The sequence below is a fragment of the Spiroplasma endosymbiont of Eupeodes luniger genome, assembly GCF_964019525.1.
Taxonomy (GTDB): domain Bacteria; phylum Bacillota_I; class Bacilli_A; order Mycoplasmatales; family Nriv7; genus Nriv7.
In genome coordinates, this window is record NZ_OZ026453.1 from 908166 (window position 1) to 928556 (window position 20391).

The 20391-nt window shown below is 26.5% G+C and carries 30 protein-coding genes; 28 read left to right on the plus strand and 2 right to left on the minus strand.

Annotation, left to right across the window (positions count from 1 at the left end; genetic code table 4):
* Positions 1-2 precede the first annotated feature (2 nt).
* The 17 genes from AACK86_RS05285 (at position 3) to AACK86_RS05365 (ending at position 12198) form a co-directional block, all read left to right on the plus strand.
* On the plus strand, positions 3-320 hold the full coding sequence (locus AACK86_RS05285; protein ID WP_338981353.1) for a hypothetical protein: 318 nt from the start codon (positions 3-5) through the stop codon (positions 318-320).
* Positions 321-338: 18 nt separating this feature from the next.
* Positions 339-584 carry a hypothetical protein gene (locus AACK86_RS05290; RefSeq protein ID WP_338967003.1) on the plus strand — a complete coding sequence of 82 codons (246 nt, stop codon included), beginning with the start codon at positions 339-341 and terminating at the stop codon, positions 582-584.
* A gap of 382 nt (positions 585-966) precedes the next feature.
* Complete coding sequence (locus AACK86_RS05295; protein WP_338981355.1) at positions 967-2841, plus strand: hypothetical protein; 1875 nt, start codon at positions 967-969, stop codon at positions 2839-2841.
* A 53-nt stretch (positions 2842-2894) separates the two neighbouring features.
* Positions 2895-3311 carry a hypothetical protein gene (locus AACK86_RS05300; RefSeq protein WP_338981357.1) on the plus strand — a complete coding sequence of 139 codons (417 nt, stop codon included), beginning with the start codon at positions 2895-2897 and terminating at the stop codon, positions 3309-3311.
* 76 nt (positions 3312-3387) lie between these two features.
* A complete protein-coding gene (locus AACK86_RS05305) occupies positions 3388-4467 on the plus strand; it encodes an integrase core domain-containing protein (RefSeq protein WP_338981752.1) in 1080 nt (359 codons plus the stop codon).
* A 386-nt stretch (positions 4468-4853) separates the two neighbouring features.
* The gene (locus tag AACK86_RS05310; RefSeq protein ID WP_338966992.1) at positions 4854-5153 is read left to right on the plus strand and encodes a hypothetical protein; all 300 of its coding nucleotides are present in this window, start codon (positions 4854-4856) and stop codon (positions 5151-5153) included.
* A gap of 132 nt (positions 5154-5285) precedes the next feature.
* A complete protein-coding gene (locus AACK86_RS05315; RefSeq protein ID WP_338981753.1) occupies positions 5286-6128 on the plus strand; it encodes a rolling circle replication-associated protein in 843 nt (280 codons plus the stop codon).
* Positions 6129-6201: 73 nt separating this feature from the next.
* Complete coding sequence (locus AACK86_RS05320; RefSeq protein WP_215825617.1) at positions 6202-6414, plus strand: hypothetical protein; 213 nt, start codon at positions 6202-6204, stop codon at positions 6412-6414.
* A 164-nt stretch (positions 6415-6578) separates the two neighbouring features.
* Positions 6579-6809: a hypothetical protein gene (locus tag AACK86_RS05325; RefSeq protein ID WP_338981367.1), complete on the plus strand. Its 231-nt coding sequence runs from the start codon at positions 6579-6581 to the stop codon at positions 6807-6809.
* A 15-nt stretch (positions 6810-6824) separates the two neighbouring features.
* Entirely contained in the window at positions 6825-7067 is a 243-nt protein-coding gene (locus AACK86_RS05330; RefSeq protein WP_338968818.1) for a hypothetical protein, read from the plus strand.
* 31 nt (positions 7068-7098) lie between these two features.
* Positions 7099-8088 carry a hypothetical protein gene (locus AACK86_RS05335; RefSeq protein WP_338981754.1) on the plus strand — a complete coding sequence of 330 codons (990 nt, stop codon included), beginning with the start codon at positions 7099-7101 and terminating at the stop codon, positions 8086-8088.
* A gap of 13 nt (positions 8089-8101) precedes the next feature.
* A complete protein-coding gene (locus AACK86_RS05340; RefSeq protein ID WP_338981755.1) occupies positions 8102-8428 on the plus strand; it encodes a hypothetical protein in 327 nt (108 codons plus the stop codon).
* A gap of 9 nt (positions 8429-8437) precedes the next feature.
* Positions 8438-8683: a hypothetical protein gene (locus tag AACK86_RS05345; RefSeq protein WP_338968823.1), complete on the plus strand. Its 246-nt coding sequence runs from the start codon at positions 8438-8440 to the stop codon at positions 8681-8683.
* 25 nt (positions 8684-8708) lie between these two features.
* Positions 8709-10559, plus strand: coding sequence for a hypothetical protein (locus AACK86_RS05350; RefSeq protein WP_338981756.1), 1851 nt, complete (start codon positions 8709-8711; stop codon positions 10557-10559).
* A gap of 54 nt (positions 10560-10613) precedes the next feature.
* Positions 10614-11039, plus strand: a complete 426-nt coding sequence (locus tag AACK86_RS05355) for a hypothetical protein (RefSeq protein WP_338981757.1) — start codon at positions 10614-10616, stop codon at positions 11037-11039.
* Between the two features lie 75 nt (positions 11040-11114).
* The gene (locus tag AACK86_RS05360) at positions 11115-11642 is read left to right on the plus strand and encodes a hypothetical protein (RefSeq protein WP_338981758.1); all 528 of its coding nucleotides are present in this window, start codon (positions 11115-11117) and stop codon (positions 11640-11642) included.
* A gap of 34 nt (positions 11643-11676) precedes the next feature.
* Positions 11677-12198, plus strand: a complete 522-nt coding sequence (locus AACK86_RS05365; protein ID WP_338981759.1) for an integrase core domain-containing protein — start codon at positions 11677-11679, stop codon at positions 12196-12198.
* A gap of 211 nt (positions 12199-12409) precedes the next feature.
* On the opposite strand, the gene AACK86_RS05370 is transcribed toward AACK86_RS05365, so the two are convergent.
* Together AACK86_RS05370 and AACK86_RS05375 are read right to left on the minus strand one after the other, a co-directional pair.
* The gene (locus AACK86_RS05370) at positions 12410-13021 is read right to left on the minus strand and encodes a hypothetical protein (protein WP_338981760.1); all 612 of its coding nucleotides are present in this window, start codon (positions 13019-13021) and stop codon (positions 12410-12412) included.
* A gap of 36 nt (positions 13022-13057) precedes the next feature.
* A complete protein-coding gene (locus AACK86_RS05375) occupies positions 13058-13423 on the minus strand; it encodes a hypothetical protein (protein WP_338981761.1) in 366 nt (121 codons plus the stop codon).
* A 291-nt stretch (positions 13424-13714) separates the two neighbouring features.
* Here AACK86_RS05375 and AACK86_RS05380 point away from each other — a divergent pair, with 291 nt between their 5' ends.
* The 11 genes from AACK86_RS05380 to AACK86_RS05430 all read left to right on the plus strand — a co-directional run bounded on the left by AACK86_RS05380 (position 13715) and on the right by AACK86_RS05430 (position 20358).
* Complete coding sequence (locus AACK86_RS05380; RefSeq protein WP_338966992.1) at positions 13715-14014, plus strand: hypothetical protein; 300 nt, start codon at positions 13715-13717, stop codon at positions 14012-14014.
* Positions 14015-14146: 132 nt separating this feature from the next.
* Positions 14147-14989, plus strand: coding sequence for a rolling circle replication-associated protein (locus tag AACK86_RS05385; RefSeq protein ID WP_338981763.1), 843 nt, complete (start codon positions 14147-14149; stop codon positions 14987-14989).
* Between the two features lie 81 nt (positions 14990-15070).
* Positions 15071-15271, plus strand: a complete 201-nt coding sequence (locus AACK86_RS05390) for a hypothetical protein (protein ID WP_338981765.1) — start codon at positions 15071-15073, stop codon at positions 15269-15271.
* A 176-nt stretch (positions 15272-15447) separates the two neighbouring features.
* Positions 15448-15678 (plus strand): hypothetical protein, encoded by a 231-nt coding sequence (locus AACK86_RS05395; protein ID WP_338966950.1) that lies wholly within the window; start codon positions 15448-15450, stop codon positions 15676-15678.
* Positions 15679-15693: 15 nt separating this feature from the next.
* The gene (locus AACK86_RS05400; protein WP_338966713.1) at positions 15694-15936 is read left to right on the plus strand and encodes a hypothetical protein; all 243 of its coding nucleotides are present in this window, start codon (positions 15694-15696) and stop codon (positions 15934-15936) included.
* A gap of 37 nt (positions 15937-15973) precedes the next feature.
* The gene (locus AACK86_RS05405) at positions 15974-16957 is read left to right on the plus strand and encodes a hypothetical protein (RefSeq protein WP_338981766.1); all 984 of its coding nucleotides are present in this window, start codon (positions 15974-15976) and stop codon (positions 16955-16957) included.
* A 13-nt stretch (positions 16958-16970) separates the two neighbouring features.
* Positions 16971-17297, plus strand: a complete 327-nt coding sequence (locus AACK86_RS05410; RefSeq protein WP_338981755.1) for a hypothetical protein — start codon at positions 16971-16973, stop codon at positions 17295-17297.
* 10 nt (positions 17298-17307) lie between these two features.
* On the plus strand, positions 17308-17553 hold the full coding sequence (locus AACK86_RS05415; RefSeq protein ID WP_338966959.1) for a hypothetical protein: 246 nt from the start codon (positions 17308-17310) through the stop codon (positions 17551-17553).
* Between the two features lie 25 nt (positions 17554-17578).
* Positions 17579-19444: a hypothetical protein gene (locus AACK86_RS05420; RefSeq protein WP_338981767.1), complete on the plus strand. Its 1866-nt coding sequence runs from the start codon at positions 17579-17581 to the stop codon at positions 19442-19444.
* A 52-nt stretch (positions 19445-19496) separates the two neighbouring features.
* Positions 19497-19916, plus strand: coding sequence for a hypothetical protein (locus tag AACK86_RS05425; RefSeq protein ID WP_338981768.1), 420 nt, complete (start codon positions 19497-19499; stop codon positions 19914-19916).
* A 79-nt stretch (positions 19917-19995) separates the two neighbouring features.
* On the plus strand, positions 19996-20358 hold the full coding sequence (locus AACK86_RS05430; protein WP_338981769.1) for a hypothetical protein: 363 nt from the start codon (positions 19996-19998) through the stop codon (positions 20356-20358).
* Positions 20359-20391 lie beyond the last annotated feature (33 nt).

Sequence of the window (20391 nt, forward strand, 5' to 3'; positions counted from 1 at the left end):
AAATGGAAAACTTAGAAAAAATGGCTAGTTTGATTGGCGATATGTTTTATAAAGTTTTTGATTTAATTTGAACTTTAACCATTCCCGGAACAGATATTCGCATTATTATTTTTCCGCTAATTATGCTTGTGATAAATCTTGTAATTGGTGGTATTTTAGGTATTCATATTGAACGACCAAAAGTTGGTTTTCGTAAAAAATATCGAAAATCAGTTGCTAATTGAGGAACTAAGAAACAATCATCTAGTGGTTCAATTAAGAAATTTAGTGGTAATAGCCCTAAAAATAGACCGTGAGTTAAGCAGCCGGACGGCGAATAAAAAGGTAGGTTTTAGAAAATGTTTAAATTAATAATATTATTTATTCTTGTTGCTGTTTTTTCCATTTTTGCTTTAAACGACTTTTTAGGTTTATGAGCCTATGTGCGTGAGGGTTTAGAATATTTTAATAAAGTTCTATCAAATAATATTAAAATTTTAGATTTGTTTAAACCAATGATAAGGTTATTTTCCCAACATCCGATTTTTCAAATTTTAGGAACGATTTGTATTTTATCAACAATATATTTAATTTTAAGGAGTTAAAAAATGAAAATGTTAAAGAAAATATTAAGTATTAAATTATTTAAAAGCGTTTTAGGTTTTATGCATTTTTTTATTATATTTCATACTGTTATGGTTATAATTTGAGTGTTTTTAACAAAAATTCGAACTAACACAGATGAGTTTTTTAAAGATTTTATATTGTTTGATTTCCAAAATGTAGTTTTTAAGGTGTATTTTTGATTATTAATCGTTTATTTGTTAATAACTGGTATTAATAAATTAATTATTAGGGGTTATTACTTTAATAAAGTTTTTAGAAAGCACCAAATGCAAGTTGTTAATTGTGAATGTCCACAACATAATCAATATAAATTTTGTGATGCTTTTAAAGCGATAAAAAAGAGTTTTAAGGCGTGATGAGATGCATAAGATTATTTCTTGATTTATTATAATGTTTATTGGTTTGGTGCCATTAGGGGCTTTCTTTGATACAAAACAACCACCAAAACCTAATATGGAACATTCCTTTATGAAACGACAAAAACGAGCCTCAAACCTTAGTCAATGCGGAAATAATTGTGAATTAGAGTTTATTAGTATTAAAAATACTTTTTTTAATGTAGAGAGTTTTGGCTCTGCTGGAAGAATAACTTTTTATGATGAAAGTGTTCGTTTTCCAGATGATATGTCTGAAAAAAGCTTTTTAATCGAAAATCAAAGTATTAATAATCCTATAGAGGATTTTTTTAAACGAGAAGGTGTTTATAAACCAAAACCATCTGAAGATATATTGACTACTTATGGCTGAGAAATTCCTAAACTTGAAAGTATTAAAGTGTCATTTGTTTATTTAGATAGATATCAATTAAATAAACCACAATATTTTATAAGTTTATTTTCAGCTAAAGTGCCACTACAACCAGAGAAAGATAACGAGCAACCGTTACCTACGGAAATAAATAAAAATGATGGTGAGTATGATTATACTCAGTTTCAAGATAAACTAGATTATTTGATGATACAACGCCGAGATTTTGATAAATTTAATTATAGTTACTTATATTGAGTTCCTATTTTTAATTTCTTTGACGATAATTTTAAATATATGAATGAAGTGTCAATAAAATTAAATGGTTTTAAAAAAAATAGTAAATTTAGTTTAAGTCGCAAAAATTCATATCCACAAGGTTTCATTGAAAAAGTTATTTTTAGGAAACTTTCCTTTTCTAGTTTTGGTGATGTTATCACTATAAAAACTGAGCACGGTAGTATTGTGGGTAATAATGAGTTTTTAGAAAATGGTAAATCACTTTGAAAATCTGGCTCACAAACAGGTTTTGGAGGAGATTTTATTAATACTTTTTTTGGACAAGTTAATTATTATGGTAATACTTTCCATTTTTTACGCTATGATGATAAATTAAAAACTGATTTTAAAGATTTTATGCTTCATTATCAAAAAGATTTAACTGTTGATTTTATTAATGGTTTATTTAATAAAATTTATAAAGTTTTAGGTGGTTTTTTCGTACAATTCTTTTATGCAAGTTTTGATATGGATACTTCTACTTATGTAGAATTAGATTACAAAGGAATGCAAGAAATTCCTAAAAATGTTTTACAAATGGGCTTTTTCTATCGCTCCTTAATTACCTTTTATCCCAAACAGTATTTAATTAATTTTAATTCCACAATGCAGAATAGTAAGAATATGATTTTTCGTTCCTATTTTTTTGTTAAAGATAAACAAATTGCTAATGATTTTAAAACTGGTAAAAGTTCTTATCAAATAAATTTTAATGTGTTAAAAGCATACGATAACCAATTATGGAATGTTACTAGCAATAAATTGCATTTTTACAAGGCTAAAGTTGATGTCATGTATGGAATTAATATTTTTACGCTAACTTTTCCACTATATAAAAAGAAAAATGAAAGTACTAAATATCATTATTCTTTATACGATTTTAACATTTTGAATTCAACGGCTTTTATTGGCGGTGGAATAAGTGGTAATATGGATGACTTAATTCCGACACCCAATTGTTCTTATTGAGGTTTATTTAGTGCGATATCTTGTGGCATTCAGCACGCTTCTGTTAGTATGTTAAATTGATTGCTTGGTCTTTCAGGGATTAATCTTTTAATTCGCCCCATTGCGGATATTGCCAAAACAACGATTAATTTTACCAAAACCGCCTTTCCAGTGTTTGAAGTTATTCCGGCATTTCAGATGTTATTTGAATTTGTAGTGCCATTAGCAATCTTATTAATGATATTAAAAAAGTTCTCTTAAATATTGCCAATATTTTTTATAATATAATTCCTTTGAAAGGAGGATTTTTCTTTATGCGAAAATTTTTATCAGCTTTAAATTTAGTATGTGTACTGTTTATTTTTGGGTGTAGAAGTAATGTTTATGAAAAAAAATTACAATTTTCTAGTTTAAATAATACATTTTTTAATGTAGAGAGTTTTGGCTCTGCTGGAAGAATAACTTTTTATGACGAAGGTGTTCGTTTTCCAGATGATATGTCTGAAAAAAGCTTTTTAATCCAAAATCAAAGTATTAATAATCCTATAGAGGATTTTTTTAAACGAGAAGGTGTTTATAAACCAAAACCATCTGAAGATATATTGACTACTTATGGCTGAGAAATTCCTAAACTTGAAAGTATTAAAGTGTCATTTGTTTATTTAGATAGATATCAATTAAATAAACCACAATATTTTATAAGTTCATTTTTAGCAAAAATACCTAATTAATTAGCAATTTTAATAAATATGTTTGAAAATCGTATTTTTTGCAATGCGATTTTCTTAATTTAAGGAGTTTAAAAAAATGAAATATATTATTTCCCAAGCTGACTTAGCAGATTTAAAAGCAAAAGTACAAAGTTGATTAACAACAATTTATAACCATAAACACTACCATAAAACCAAAAAACGAGTTACTAGTTATTTAAATTTATGTAATCAATTTTATTTAGAACCAATAACTTTAAATAAATTAGTAAAAAAGCATTTTCACGGTATACGAAATACATTTTATCAATGAGCTAATAAAATTCTTGCTGCTTATCAAAATGATGATTTTAATAGTTTAATTTTAAAATATAAAAAACCTAACAAAATTAGTTATCAATATGATTTAGATTCTCGTGAAAAAATATGCAATTTATATTTTGATTATAGAAATATTCAAGCCGGTGGAATGTGGTCTTTATTTAACAATTTAAAAATGGGTTTTCACGATATTGAAAATTCAAAAATTCCAAAAAATATTAAAACTTTTTATCGCTGAATTAAATCTGACTCTCGTTGAAAACAATTAAAACAACAAATCAAACAAACAAAACGCCATTTTAAGCGTTATGAAGTCTCAGAGATTGGTCTTTTACAAATGGATGCCAAAATAATTACCCCATTAAATTTTCCAGTTGATAAAAAGTATTATATTTATGATTTCATTGACGAAATAACACGCATAGTATTTGGTTATATTTATGATAGTTTAGGAACCAATAACGCGATTAACGCTGTGCAAAGAGCAATGAAAGATTTTAGTGAACTTGGAATATCTATTAAACGCCTTCGTACTGATAATGCCCCAGAATTTACTACTACTAATTGAAGTAATAAAAAAGCATACAAAGTAAAAGAAAGACCTTTTACGGCCTTTCTTTCAAGGAATGGGGTTATTCATGAAACCACTCCAATTCGTTCGCCACAAAGTAACGGTAAAATTGAGCGGTTTCATCAACATTATACTAAATTATTTTATGTTAAGGATAAAAAATTAAATCAAAATGAACTCCAACATTTCTTAAATCAATATTATTACTATTACAACTTCCAACGCTGTCATTCAGCATTACAAAATAAATCACCATTTCAAAAATTACAAGAATTAATAAATTAATTTCTACTTTTTTAATATTTTTCTTGATTGTACTAAACATCTGTGGTATATTACATATTTTTGTAGAAACTGTAGAAACCATATACATATGACAAGATTTTGTTTTCTACAAACTTTTAGGGGGTGTTTTCTTTTGGCAGTAATATTTTGTATTGAATGCGACAACGAAAGTTATGTTGTTGGTAATAAAAATACAGTTGGAATCTGTAATTCTTGCGATGAAAAGGGTTTTTAAATTTTGAAAGGAACGATAGATTATAAAATATGTCGCTGGTGTTTACATCTATTTAGTGATAAACGATATTTGCATGTTGCTTGTGAGAAAAAAATTATTAATCATATTAAAAAAATTTTAAAAAATAAAAGTAAAAGGAATTTAAAAAATAATGTTTAAAGTTAAATTAGTTAGTATAAAAAGAAAAATATTTAAAAATAAAGATGGCTCTATGATGTCAGGTTATTCTGCCGAATTTTTGCGTTATGAAAATGACTTATTTGAGCCTACCGGCGAACAAAAGGCTTTATGAATTGATGATAACAATCTAGAACAACAAGAAATTTATAAACTGTTAAAAGAAAATGTTAAATCATTTTTTAGTTGCGAATTAACTTTTGAAAAAACCCCCAAAATAGTTAACTTGCAAAAAATTGAATTATCAAAAAATCAAAAAAACTTGTCCAGTTAATTGATAATCACTTCGGTCTGCGAAGCGGTGCGGAAGGCGTATGCCCCGCCCGCTAGCGGGTTAGTCGGCGAAGCCGACTATTACTTGATTAAATAACACAACTGGCGAAAATCTAAAACGGGAGCATAAAATATGAATTTACAACCTCAAAATCCGACTGATTTTTATATGAAAACCATTTATTACGGTCAATATATTCGTAATATTGTTATGCCTTTAGAACGCATCAAAGCAAATAACCGCAATGTTAGCGGTTTAAAAAATAAGGGTAACTGTGATACAAAACTGTTTAATAGCAATATTCGTGCAAAATCTAATGTTATTCGGAAGGCATATCATAATTTTTGAGACTGCAAAAAACTTACATTCTTAACGCTTACTTATGCTAATGTTAATGAATTTGATATTAGAAAATGTAAGCGTGATTTAAATAAATTTTTTAAAAAATTAAAATACTGATTTAAAGTTAAAAATAAAAATATTAAGTATTTGTATACCTATGAATATCAGAAACGAGGCGTTATTCATTTTCATATTTTAATCACCGAAAAAATACCTCATAAAATTATTTTACAATTTTGACCTTATGGAATTAATAAAAATATTAGAGTTCGTGAAAACACTAATGAAATGGTTGTAAAATATTGCTCCAAATATATAACTAAAAATGTCTTGAACGAAAAGTCATTAAACCAGTATGACTTAAATATCAAGGCTTATCAATTCTCATATAACTGTCAAAACCCTATTACTAGAAAACAAGTATTTACCGACACTTTGAATAATATTGTTAATCGAACTGTAAATTCTGAATTTGTAAAATACTTAAAATCAACAGTTAATAAATTTAAAACCAAAATGTGCGGAGCAATCTATGAATTTAAAAATATTAATTATATAGACTTTGAAAGTGTAAATTATGTTTCATTAGAAAGTTTAAGATTTAGAAATCAACTAAGAAAAATGAAACATTAGGAGTTAAAAAATGAAAGAAAAATTGCAATTTAAAATAAGAATTAAAAATTAAAAAATTAAGGAGAAAAGAAAAATGAGTATTTTTGGATTAGTGTTTTTTACGATTTTAACATTATTACTAGCATACTATATTGCGGTTAATATTTATCGGTTTTTTAAAGATAAAAAGAAATATGGTAGCGAAGCAAAACAGTTGCCAAAAGATTTTACTTATTCACAACGAATATTTATTGCAAAGTTTAAGCGAAATTTATTAGAACAAGATGAAAAAGAAATTAAAAAGTAGGTTTAGAAAATGTTTAAAAAAATAATTATTGAGTTAATTGAATTAATTTATCCAACTACCGATTTACCACCCCAAGTTGTATTTTTGTTTTCAATTTTAATAATTGTAATGCTCTTCTCAGCAATTATTTTTATACTCTTTTGACCTTTTAAGCGGTAATTATTATGTTTTTAGTTGCTTGAAAAGATTTAGATTGAGAAATGACAAAATTATATTTTTGAGATTTATTTATTCAAATTAAAGTTATTCCGGCGTGAGTTTCTGGTAAAGAAATTGATTTAACCAAAGAACTACTTTGACTTTTAATAGCAAATATTGCGTTTTGAATGGTATTAGTATTCATTGTCTTATTTATGGTTATTTTATTTTATAAGGTTAAATCATATTTTGTTTAGAAAGGGGGTGATTATATGATTAGAACTTTCTTAACAGAAGTGGTTACGCCAGTAGCTGTTACTGGTGAACAAGCGGTTACTAACTTATGAAAAGCATTAATTAAAGCGTTCGGTAATATTTGAACTGATATTATTGGTGGTAATATGCCAAATGTTGTTAATTTCTTTGCTACATATTGAGTTTTCTTGCTTGGTGTGATTATTGGTTTATTTTTAATCGCTTTCAAAATGTTTGAAAAATTAATGCCCGGCAGATAATAATAAAAATAAAGAAAGTGTGATTTAAGTGATGCCATTGTTTAAAAACATAAATTTAAGATTATATGATTTTGTTGCTTTGAATCGCACTTTATTTATTATTGCGTGATTCTATGGTGCGATTTTGCATTATTATAATCCTCAGAGTTGACTAATGCTATTTGATATTATTTATTTATTAATTGCTTTATATATTTTATATACTAAAATTTCTCATTTCTTTGCTCGTCGTAGTTTTATTAATTTCTTATTAAATTCACCCTTAAATTTAATTATTGGTGCCTTAGGGACTGGAAAAACCGCTTTAATGGTTTTAGCTTCTTACTTATTAAGTGGTTGAAAAACGATTTCTACTTTTCCGATTACCAATAAACAAATGCTTTCATTAGGGCATATGTCTTTATTGGATTATAATTATCCAATTTTAGATGAAAAATCATTATTACTTTGAGATGAAACTAACTTATTTCTTGAAGGTACTGATTATAAAGAAAATGATAGAGTAACCCAAGGTTTACAAGAATATTTTGCTTCGGCTCGCCAATTCACCCATATCGTATTAGCAAGCGGACAACGAGCCGAACATATATGAGTTAAAGTTCGTGATATTGCGAATTCAATAATTGTTGGCATTAGAAAAAAACCCGTTAGTATCTTTCGACCCTATTTACAAGTTATTTATGGCACTTTTAAATCGGTAAGCGAATACGAGCAATGACGATTAACTTTAATTAATGCTAAAAATGATAAAAAAGGTCGCAAAATTAAGTATCGTAGCATTCCGGAATTAGATATTTATTTCTTTAAATTGAAAATTCCAATGTCAATCTTAAATCTTTACGATAATAAATATTTATCATTCTTGCGTGAATTAAGTAATCGTGCTTTGAATGATAATTATCAACATAAATTTTGAAATGATAATGTAATGGATATTGAAGCATTAGAATATTTAAAAATGGAAAAATTTAGTAAGATACTTACTAAGTTAAAAAATAATCTGAATAAGAAAAACAAGTAAAGGAGTTTAAAAAATGGAAAACTTAGAAAAAATGGCTAGTTTAATTGGCGATATGTTTTATAAAGTTTTTGATTTAATTTGAACTTTAACTATTCCCGGGACAGATATTCGCATTATTATTTTTCCGCTAATTATGCTTGTGATAAATCTTGTAATTGGTGGCATTTTAGGTATTCATATCGAACGACCAAAAGTTGGTTTTCGTAAAAAATATCGAAAATCAGTTGCTAATTGAGGAACTAAGAAGCAATCATCTAGTGGTCCAATTAAGAAATTTAGTGGTAATAGTCCTAAAAATAGACCGTGAGTTAACCAACACGGGCTGCGAATAAAAAGGTAGGTTTAAAAAATGTTTAAATTAATAATATTATTTATTCTTGTTGCTGTTTTTTCTATTTTTGCTTTAAATGACTTTTTAGGTTTGTGAGCTTATGTGCGTGAGGGTTTAGAATATTTTAATAAAGTTCTATCAAGTAATATTAAAATTTTAGATTTGTTTAAACCAATGATTAGATTATTTTCTCAACATCCGATTTTCCAAATTTTAGGAACAATTTGCATTTTATCAACAATATATTTAATTTTAAGGAGTTAAACACAAAAGAAAGGATAAAATAAATATGTATAAATTTATGTCATGGTTAGTTATCGCTTTTATTGGTTTAGTTCCTCTAGGTGCCTTCTTTGATACAAAACAACCACCAAAAACTAATATGGAAAAATCCTTTATGAAGCGAGAAAAACGAGCAACTAATACTAGTCAATGTGGTAATAGTTGTGAATTGAAATTTTCTAGTTTATTAAACATCACTCTTGTTGTTGATTCTGGTGTTTATTTTGATTTATCTAAATTTGATATTGAGTTACCTAATGATGTTAAAAATCAAAATAAAAATTATCCTAATCGTTTACCTTTTTTTATGGATAGTCAAGCTTTTCTACCTATAAAAGATTTTTTTCAAAAATATGGAACCTTTCAATCTATTGGTAGTAAAAAAATTTATACTATTCCAAAAGTAGTTAATATTGTGATTAAATTAAGAAATTTAAGTCCTTATTCTTTAATCTTTTTCTCGGTAGAAATGCCACTACAATCAGAAAAAGATAACGAGCAACCATTACCGACTGCAATAACTAAAAATGATGGTGAATATCAATATAATCAGTTTCAAGATAAATTAGATTATTTAATGATACAACGCCGAGATTTTGATAAATTTAATTATAGCTATTTATATTGAGTACCCATTTTTAATTTCTTTGACGATAATTTTAAATATATGAGTGAAATTTCAATTAAATTAAATGGTTTTAAACAAAATAGTAAATTTAGTTTAAGTCGAAAGACTTTGTATGATGATTATATAGCACAAGATATTATTTTTACAGAACTTTCCTTTTCTAGTTTTGGTGATGTTATTACTATAAAAACTAATGGTGTTGACTCTATGGGTGATATTGAGTTTTTAGAGAATGGTAAATCAATTTTAAAATTTGGCTCGCGAACAAGTTTTGGAGAAGATTTTATTAATACCTTTTTTGGACAAATTAATTATTATGGTAATACTTTCCATTTTTTACGCTATGATGACAAATTAAAGACTGATTTTAAAGATTTTATGCTCCATTATCAAAAACATTTAACTGTTGATTTTATTAATGGTTTATTTAATAAAATTTATAAAGTTTTAGGTGAGTTTTTTGTACAATTCTTTTATGCGAGTTTTGATACAGATACCTCTACTTATGTAGAATTAGATTACAGAGGGATGCAACAAATTCCTAAAAATGTTTTACAAATGGGTTTTTTCTATCGTTCCTTAATTACTTTTTATCCCAAACAGTATTTAATTAACTTTGGTTCAACACTACAAAATAGTAAGAATATGATTTTTCGTTCGTATTTTTTTGTGAAAGATAAACAAATTGCCAATGGTTTTAATACTGGTAAAAATTCTTATCAAATAGATTTTAATGTTTTAAAAGCATATGATAACCAATTATGAAATGCTACTAGTAATAAACTGCATTTTTATAATGCTAAAGTCGATGTAATGTATGGGATTAATATTTTTACGCTAACTTTTCCACTATATAAAAAGAAAAGTGAAAACACTGAATATCATTATTCTTTATACGATTTTAACATTTTGAATTCAACGGCTTTTATTGGCGGTGGAATAAGCGGTAATATGGATGACTTAATTCCGACGCCCAACTGTTCTTATTGGGGTTTATTTAGTGCAATATCCTGTGGCATTCAGCACGCTTCTGTTAGTGTGTTGAATTGATTGCTTGGCCTTTCTGGGATTAATCTTTTAATTCGCCCCATTGCAGATATTGCCAAAACAACAATTAACTTTACCAAAACTGCCTTTCCAGTGTTTGAAGTTATTCCGGCATTTCAGATGTTATTTGAATTTGTAGTTCCACTAGCAATCTTACTAATGATATTAAAAAAGTTCTCTTAAATATTGCCAATATTTTTATATAATATAATTCCTTTGAAAGGAGGATTTTTCTTTATGAGAAAATTTTTATCAGCTTTAAATTTAATATGTGTAATGTTTATTTTTGGTTGTAGTAAAGCAGATGTTTCTAAATCAAAAAAAGATAATATTTGCAATAACAGTTGTGAATTGAAATTTTCTAGTTTATTAAACATCACTCTTGTTGTTGATTCTGGTGTTTATTTTGATTTATCTAAATTTGATATTGAATTACCTAATGATGTTAAAAATCAAAATAAAAATTATCCTAATCGTTTACCTTTTTTTATGGATAGTCAAGCTTTTCTACCTATAAAAGATTTTTTTCAAAAATATGGAACCTTTCAATCTATTGGTAGTAAAAAAATTTATACTATTCCAAAAGTAGTTGATATTGTAATTAAATTAAGAAATTTAAGTCCTTATTCCTTAATCTTTTTCTCAGCAGAAATGCCTCATTAATTTAGTAATTTAATAACCATTCTTGAAAATCGTATTTTTTTGTAATGCGATTTTCTTAATTTAAGGAGTTTAAAAATGAAATATATTATTTCCCAAGCTGATTTAGCAGATTTAAAAGCAAAAGTACAAAGTTGATTAAGTGCCAATTGCCGTAATCCTTATTACTATAAAACTAAAAAACGCATTACCACCTATTTAAATTTATGTACTTATTTCTATATTGCAGAAACTACTTTAACAAAACTTATTAAAAAATATTTTAAAGGGGCGACAAAAACCTTTTATCGTTGGGCAGAAAAAATTATGACCGCTTATTATTCTGATAATTTAGATTTGTTATTGTTTAAAACTACAAAACCACAAAATCTTAATTATCAATATAGTTTAAATTCTCGCGAAAAAGTATGTGAGTTATATTTTGATTACAAAAATCTTCAAGCCGGCGGAATGTGGTCTTTATTTAACAATTTAAAAAACGGTTTTCACGATATTAAAAATTCAGAAGTTCCGAAAAATATCAAAACTTTTTATCGCTGAATTAAATCTGACCCTCGTTGAAAAGAATTAAAACAACAAATCAAACAAAAAAAAACGCCATTTTAAGCGTTATGAAGTATCCGAGATTGGTCTTTTACAAATGGATGCTAAAATTATTACCACATCAAATTTTCCGGTTGATAAAAAATATTATATTTATGATTTCATTGACGAAATAACACGGATAGTATTTGGCTATGTTTATGATAGTTTAGGAACCAATAACGCCATTAATGCCGTGCAAAGAGCAATGAAAGATTTTCGTGAACTTGGCATAATTATTAAACGCCTTCGTACTGACAATGCTCCGGAATTTACTACTACTAACTGAAGCAATAAAAAATCATACAAAGTAAAAGAAAGGCCTTTTACAACCTTTCTTTCAAATAATGGGATTGTTCATGAAACGACACCAATTCGTTCGCCTCAATCTAATGGGAAGATTGAAAGATTCCATCAACATTATACCAAATTATTTTATGATAATGATAAAAAATTAAATCAAAACGAACTTCAACATTATTTAAACAAATATTATTACTTTTATAACTTCGAACGCCGTCATTCGTCATTAAACACTAAAACTCCTTTTCAAACATTACAAAAATTTTTAACAAAGTAATTTCTAGAAGTTTGAATAATTATTTTTTATATAATTCTCTTTATTAAATTTTAAAAGATTTATTTTTTGCTCTTACATAGGGAAACAAAAATTAACTTGAACTGCATACGGATTTCTAAATCAACAACTGTTGGTAGTAAAATACTATACTTAACTATTATTGAACCAGAGAATAATTATTTATATAAATATGATAATATAAAAAAATATATTATGGTCTTACAATTAAACCAGTTTCAGCATTATCAGAATTTAAATTTCCAATATTAAAAACAGGATAAACTGAATTAAATGAAATTCAAACTCCAACATTTCTTGTCGCAACAGTTCCTGATAGTACTATTAAATCAATAATTTTTCTTAATACTTGTTTTTCTGATGCTTTAGTTCATAAAGCTCCTGTGGTGAGCCCCACCGTTGTAGCAGTTAAAGTTGGCCACTGGTAACCTAATTGTGAAAGATAATCTGTCCCTGCCGCACTAACAAGAGTTCCTAAAATTATTGCAAATTTATTAATTTTATTTTCAGGAGAATTGGGCTCATTTTTTCATCAATTTAAAATAGTATTACATGAATTTGCACCAATCTTTAATATTCAATTTAAACCATAACTTCGATATCATTGAACATTAATATCATTTGATTGAAAAAGTAAATCATCATGACCTTCTATATCAATTACTATTTCATGATTATCTCTTTTACTTCTAATTAATTTTTCTAAATTAATTTCTTCTTTTTCATGAGGTGCTTTGGCAACGACTATCGGCATCGCCGTTCCAGTAATTGTTACTACACTTAATAAACTTAAAAGTTTCTTCATAACTTTATATTTCCTTTCTTTATAATATTTTGAAAATTAATTATCTAAAAAAACACCATAATCACCCTTTTCTCAGCTCTCAGCTCTATTAGTAATTATTTTTATTCCTCTATTATTATCTTCTTTTTTATTATATAAATTTAAAATTTCTTCATAATGATTACTTATAACATGTACAGAATGTCAAATGTCTTCATTACTAATATATCATTGACCGTCTCCTGCGTTTGATGACCCATTATAAAATGGAAATTCTTTTAAAATTAAATATAAATAATTTTCAAATTCAGTTTTTGTTTTTAAATCATGATTAAATGAAATTTGATTAAAAGTATCATTACTTATTCTAATTTGTATACCATTATGAGCTAAAAATCTGTAGAAACCATATACATATGACAAGATTTTGTTTTCTACACACTTTTAGGGGGTGTTTTCTTTTGGCGGTAATATTTTGTATTGAATGCGACAACGAAAGTTATATCGTTGGTAATAAAAATACAGTTGGAATCTGTAATTCTTGCGATGAAAAGGGTTTTTAAATTTTGAAAGGAACGATAGATTATAAAATATGTCGCTGGTGTTTACATCTATTTAGTGATAAACGATATTTGCATGTTGCTTGTGAGAAAAAATTTATTAATCATATTAAAAAAATTTTAAAAAATAAAAGTAAAAGGAATTTAAAAAATAATGTTTAAAGTTAAATTAGTTAGTATAAAAAGAAAAATATTTAAAAATAAAGATGGCTCTATGATGTCAGGTTATTCTGCCGAATTTTTGCGTTATGAAAATGACTTATTTGAGCCTACCGGCGAACAAAAGGCTTTATGAATTGATGATAACAATCTAGAACAACAAGAAATTTATAAACTGTTAAAAGAAAATGTTAAATCATTTTTTAGTTGCGAATTAACTTTTGAAAAAACCCCCAAAATAGTTAACTTGCAAAAAATTGAATTATCAAAAAATCAAAAAAACTTGTCCAGTTAATTGATAATCACTTCGGTCTGCGAAGCGGTGCGGAAGGCGTATGCCCCGCCCGCTAGCGGGTTAGTCGGCGAAGCCGACTATTACTTGATTAAATAACACAACTGGCGAAAATCTAAAATGGGAGCATAAAATATGAATTTACAACCTCAAAATTCGACTGATTTTTATATGAAAACCATTTATTACGGTCAATATATTCGCAATATTGTTATGCCTTTAGAACACATCAAAGCAAATACTCGTAATGCTAGCGGTTTAAAAAATAAGGGTAATTGTGATACAAAACTGCTTAATAGCAATATTCGTGCAAAATCTAATGTTATTCGGAAGGCATATCATAATTTTTGAGACTGCAAAAAACTTACATTTTTAACGCTTACTTATGCTAATGTTAATGAATTTGATATTAGAAAATGTAAGCGTGATTTAAATAAATTTTTTAAAAAATTAAAATACTGATTTAAAGTTAAAAATAAAAATATTAAGTATTTGTATACCTATGAATATCAGAAACGAGGCGTTATTCATTTTCATATTTTAATTACCGAAAAAATACCTCATAAAATTATTTTACAATTTTGACCTTATGGAATTAATAAAAATATTAGAGTTCGTGAAAACACTAATGAAATGGTTGTAAAATATTGCTCTAAATATATAACTAAAAATGTCCTGAACGAAAAATCATTAAACCAGTATGACTTAAATATCAAGGCTTATCAATTCTCATATAACTGTCAAAACCCTATTACTAGAAAACAAGTATTTACCGACACTTTGAATAATATTGTTAATCGAACTGTAAATTCTGAATTTGTAAAATACTTAAAATCAACAGTTAATAAATTTAAAACCAAAATGTGCGGAGCAATCTATGAATTTAAAAATATTAATTATACAGACTTTGAAAGTGTAAATTATGTTTCATTAGAAAGTTTAAGATTTAGAAATCAACTAAGAAAAATGAAACATTAGGAGTTAAAAAATGAAAGAAAAATTGCAATTTAAAATAAGAATTAAAAATTTAAAAATTTAAAAATTAAGGAGAAAAGAAAAATGAGTATTTTTGGATTAGTGTTTTTTACGATTTTAACATTATTACTAGCATACTATATTGCGGTTAATATTTATCGGTTTTTTAAAGATAAAAAGAAATATGGTAGCGAAGCAAAACAGTTGCCAAAAGATTTTACTTATTCACAACGAATATTTATTGCAAAGTTTAAGAGAAATTTATTAGAACAAGATGAAAAATAAATTAAAAAGTAGGTTTAGAAAATGTTTAAAAAAATAATTATTGAGTTAATTGAATTAATTTATCCAACTACCGATTTACCACCTCAAGTTGTATTTTTGTTTTCAATTTTAATAATTGTAATGCTCTTCTCAGCAATTATTTTTCTACTCTTTTGACCTTTTAAGCGGTAATTATTATGTTTTTAGTTGCTTGAAAAGATTTAGATTGAGAAATGACAAAATTATATTTTTGAGATTTATTTATTCAAATTAAAGTTATTCCGGCGTGAGTTTCTGGAAAAGAAATTGATTTAACCCAAGAACTACTTTGACTTTTAATAGCGAATATTGCCTTTTGAATGGTATTAGTATTTATTGTCTTATTTATGGTTATTTTATTTTATAAGGTTAAATCATATTTTGTTTAGAAAGGGGGTGATTATATGTTTAGAACTTTTCTTGATGGAGCAATAACACCAGTAGCAATTACTGGTGAACAAGCGGTTACTAACTTATGAAAAGCATTAATTAAAGCATTCGGTAATATTTGAACCGATATTATTGGTGGTAATATGCCAAATGTCGTTAATTTCTTTGCTACATATTGAGTTTTCTTGCTTGGGGTGATTATTGGTTTATTTTTAATCGCTTTCAAAATGTTTGAAAAATTAATGCCCGGCAGATAATAATAAAAATAAAGAAAGTGTGATTTAAGTGATTCTATTGTTTAAAAAAATAAATTTAAGATTATATGATTTTGTTGCTTTAAATCGCACTTTATTTATTATTGCGTGATTCTATGGTGCGATTTTGCATTATTATAATCCTCAGAGTTGACGAATGTTATTTGATATTATTTATTTATTAATTGCTTTGTATATTTTATATACTAAAATTTCTCATTTCTTTGCTCGTCGTAGTTTTATTAATTTCTTATTAAATTCACCCTTAAATTTAGTCATTGGTGCTTTAGGGACGGGGAAAACCGCTTTAATGGTTTTAGCTTCTTACTTATTAAGTGGTTGAAAAACGATTTCTACTTTTCCGATTACAGATAAACAAATGCTTTCATTAGGGCATATGTCTTTATTAGATTATAATTATCCAATTTTAGATGAAAAACATTTACTGTTATGAGATGAAACTAACTTATTTTTAGAAGGAACTGATTATAAAGAAAATGATAGAGTAACCCAAGGTTTACAAGAATATTTTGCTTCGGCTCGACAATTTACCCATATCGTATTAGCAAGCGGACAACGAGCCGAACATATATGAGTTAAAGTTCGTGATATTGCGAATTCAATAATTGTTGGCATTAGAAAAAAACCAGTTAGTATCTTTCGTCCTTATTTACAAGTTATTTATGGGACTTTTAAATCGGTAAGTGAATACGAACAATGACGATTAACGCTAATTAATGCAAAAAATGATAAAAAAGGTCGCAAAATCAAGTATCGTAGCATTCCCGAATTAGATATTTATTTCTTTAAATTGAAAATTCCGATGTCAATTTTAAACCTTTACGATAATAAATATTTATCATTCTTGCGTGAATTAAGTAATCGTGCTTTGAATGATAATTATCAACATAAATTTTGAAATGATAATGTAATGGATATTGAAGCATTAGAATATTTAAAAATGGAAAAATTCAGTAAGATACTTACTAAGTTAAAAAATAATCTGAAGAAGAAAAACAAGTAAAGGAGTTTAAAAAATGGAAAACTTAGAAAAAATGGCTAGTTTAATTGGCGATATGTTTTATAAAGTTTTTGATTTAATTTGAACTTTAACTATTCCCGGGACAGATATTCGCATTATTATTTTTCCGCTAATTATGCTTGTGATAAATCTTGTAATTGGTGGCATTTTAGGTATTCATATCGAACGACCAAAAGTTGGTTTTCGTAAAAAATATCGAAAATCAGTTGCTAATTGAGGAACTAAGAAGCAATCATCTAGTGGTCCAATTAAGAAATTTAGTGGTAATAGTCCTAAAAATAGACCGTGAGTTAACCAACACGGGCTGCGAATAAAAAGGTAGGTTTTAGAAAATGTTTAAATTGATAATTTTATTTATTCTTGTTGCTGTTTTTTCTATTTTTGCTTTAAATGACTTTTTAGGTTTATGAGCTTATGTTCGTGAGGGTTTAGAATATTTTAATAAAGTTCTATCAAGTAATATTAAAATTTTAGAGCTCTTTAAACCAATGATAAGGTTATTTTCTCAACATCCGATTTTCCAAATTTTAGGAACGATTTGTATTTTATCAACAATATACCTTATTTTAAGAAGTTAAACATAGAAGAAAGGACAAAATAAATATGTATAAATTTATGTCATGGTTAATTATCGCTTTTATTGGTTTAGTTCCTCTAGGTGCCTTCTTTGATGCAAAAAAACCACCAAAACCTAATATGGAACATTCTTTTATGAAACGAGAAAAACGAGCCACAAATCCTAGTCAATGTGGTAATAGTTGTAAATTGGAGTTTGTTAGTTTAGATAATACATTACTTCAATATCCATATTCATTGCAAAATATAGGCAATTTAATTTTTTACGGTGGCATTAGTCCCTTACCTAGTGATATAGAAGAACGATTTAAATATCATAATTATATAAGTTTTGAAATTGAGAAAGGCGTTGTCCTCGATAAAATTGTGAAATTTTATAAGGATAAAGGAGTTTATGGCACTTATAAGACTAGTATTGGTTATTTAATTGATAAGATTATTAATGTTAAATTTTCTATTAGTTTTAAAAGTACTGATTATTATATAACCTCTTTTTCTGCTGAAATGCCTCCTTTACCAGAAAAACATAACGAACAACCATTACCAACAGCAATAACTAAAAAGGATGGTGAATATCAGTACAACCAGTTTCAAGATAAATTAGATTATTTAATGATACAACGGCGAGATTTTGATAAATTTAATTATAGCTATTTATATTGAGTACCCATTTTTAATTTCTTTGACGATAATTTTAAATATATGAGTGATATTTCAATTAAATTAAATGGTTTTAAACAAAATAGTAAATTTAGTTTAAGTCGAAAGACTTTGTATGATGATTATATAGTACAAGCTATTATTTTTACAGAACTTTCTTTTTCTAGTTTTGGTGATGTTATTACTATAAAAACTAATGGTGTTGACTCTATGGGTGATATTGAGTTTTTAGAGAATGGTAAATCAATTTTAAAATTTGGCTCGCGAACAAGTTTTGGAGAAGATTTTATTAATACCTTTTTTGGACAAATTAATTATTATGGTAATACTTTCCATTTTTTACGTTATGATGACAAATTAAAGACTGATTTTAAAGATTTTATGCTCCATTATCAAAAAGGTTTAACTATTGATTTTATTAATGGGTTATTTAATAAAATCTATAAAGTTTTAGGTGGTTTTTTCGTACAATTCTTTTATGCAAGTTTTGATATGGATGTTTCTACTTATGTAGAATTAGATTACAAAGGAATGCAACAAATCCCTAAAAATGTTTTACAAATGGGTTTTTTCTATCGTTCCTTAATTACTTTTTATCCCAAACAGTATTTAATTAACTTTGATTCAACAATCGAAAATAGTACGAATATGATTTTTCGTTCCTATTTCTTTGTTAAAGATAAACAAATCGCCAATGGTTTTAATACTGGTAAAAGTTCTTATCAAATAGATTTTAATGTTTTAAAAGCATATGATAACCAATTATGGAATGCCACTAGTAATAAATTACATTTTTACAATGCAAAAGTTAATGTGATGTATGGAATTAATATTTTTACACTGACTTTTCCACTATATAAAAAGAAAGGTGAAAGCACTGAATATCATTATTCTTTATACGATTTTAACATTTTGAATTCAACAGCTTTTATTGGTGGCGGAATAAGTGGTAATATGAATGACTTAATTCCGACACCCAACTGTTCTTATTGAGGTTTATTTAGTGCAATATCTTGTGGTATTCAGCACGCTTCTGTTAGCCTGTTAAATTGATTACTTGGTCTTTCGGGAATTAATCTTTTAATTCGCCCCCTTGCGGATATTGCCAAAACAACGATTAATTTTACCAAAACTGCCTTTCCGGTGTTTGAAGTCATTCCAGCATTTCAGATGCTATTTGAATTTGTAGTGCCATTAGCAATCTTATTAATGATATTAAAAAAGTTTTCTTAAATATCTCTATTTATTATATAATGTAATTTATTTGAAAGGAGGATTTTTATTTATGTGAAAAAAAAGTTTAACCGCATTAAGTTTAACAAGTGTGATGTTTGCTTCGGCTTGTAATTCTGTTAATAGTAAAATTGAAAAAAAATATGATTTGGAGTTTGTTAGTTTAGATAATACATTACTTCAATATCCATATTCATTGCAAAATATAGGCAATTTAATTTTTTACGGTGGCATTAGTCCCTTACCTAGTGATATAGAAGAACGATTTAAATATCATAATTATATAAGTTTTGAAATTGAGAAAGGCGTTGTCCTCGATAAAATTGTGAAATTTTATAAGGATAAAGGAGTTTATGGCACTTATAAGACTAGTATTGGTTATTTAATTGATAAGATTATTAATGTTAAATTTTCTATTAGTTTTAAAAGTACTGATTATTATATAACCTCATTTTCGGCTGGAAAACCCTAATTAATTAATAATTTAATAAATATTTTTGAAAATCGTATTTTTTGTAATACGATTTTCTTAATTTAAGGAGTTTAAAAAAATGAAATATATTATTTCCCAAGCTGATTTAGCTGATTTAAAAGCAAAAATCCAAAGTTGATTAAGTGCTAATTGCCGTAATCCTTATTACTATAAAACTAAAAAACGCATTACTGCCTATTTAAATTTATGTACTTATTTTTATATCGAAGAAACTACTTTAACAAAACTTATTAAAAAATATTTTAAGAATGCAACGAAAACCTTTTATCGCTGGGCGGAAAAAATTATGACCGCTTATTATTCTGATAATTTAGATTTGTTATTGTTTAAAACTACAAAGCCACAAAATATTAATTATCAATATAGTTTAAATTCTCGCAAAAAAGTATGTGATTTATATTTTGATTACAAAAATCTTTAAGCCGGCGGAATATGGTCTTTATTAGACTTCTTG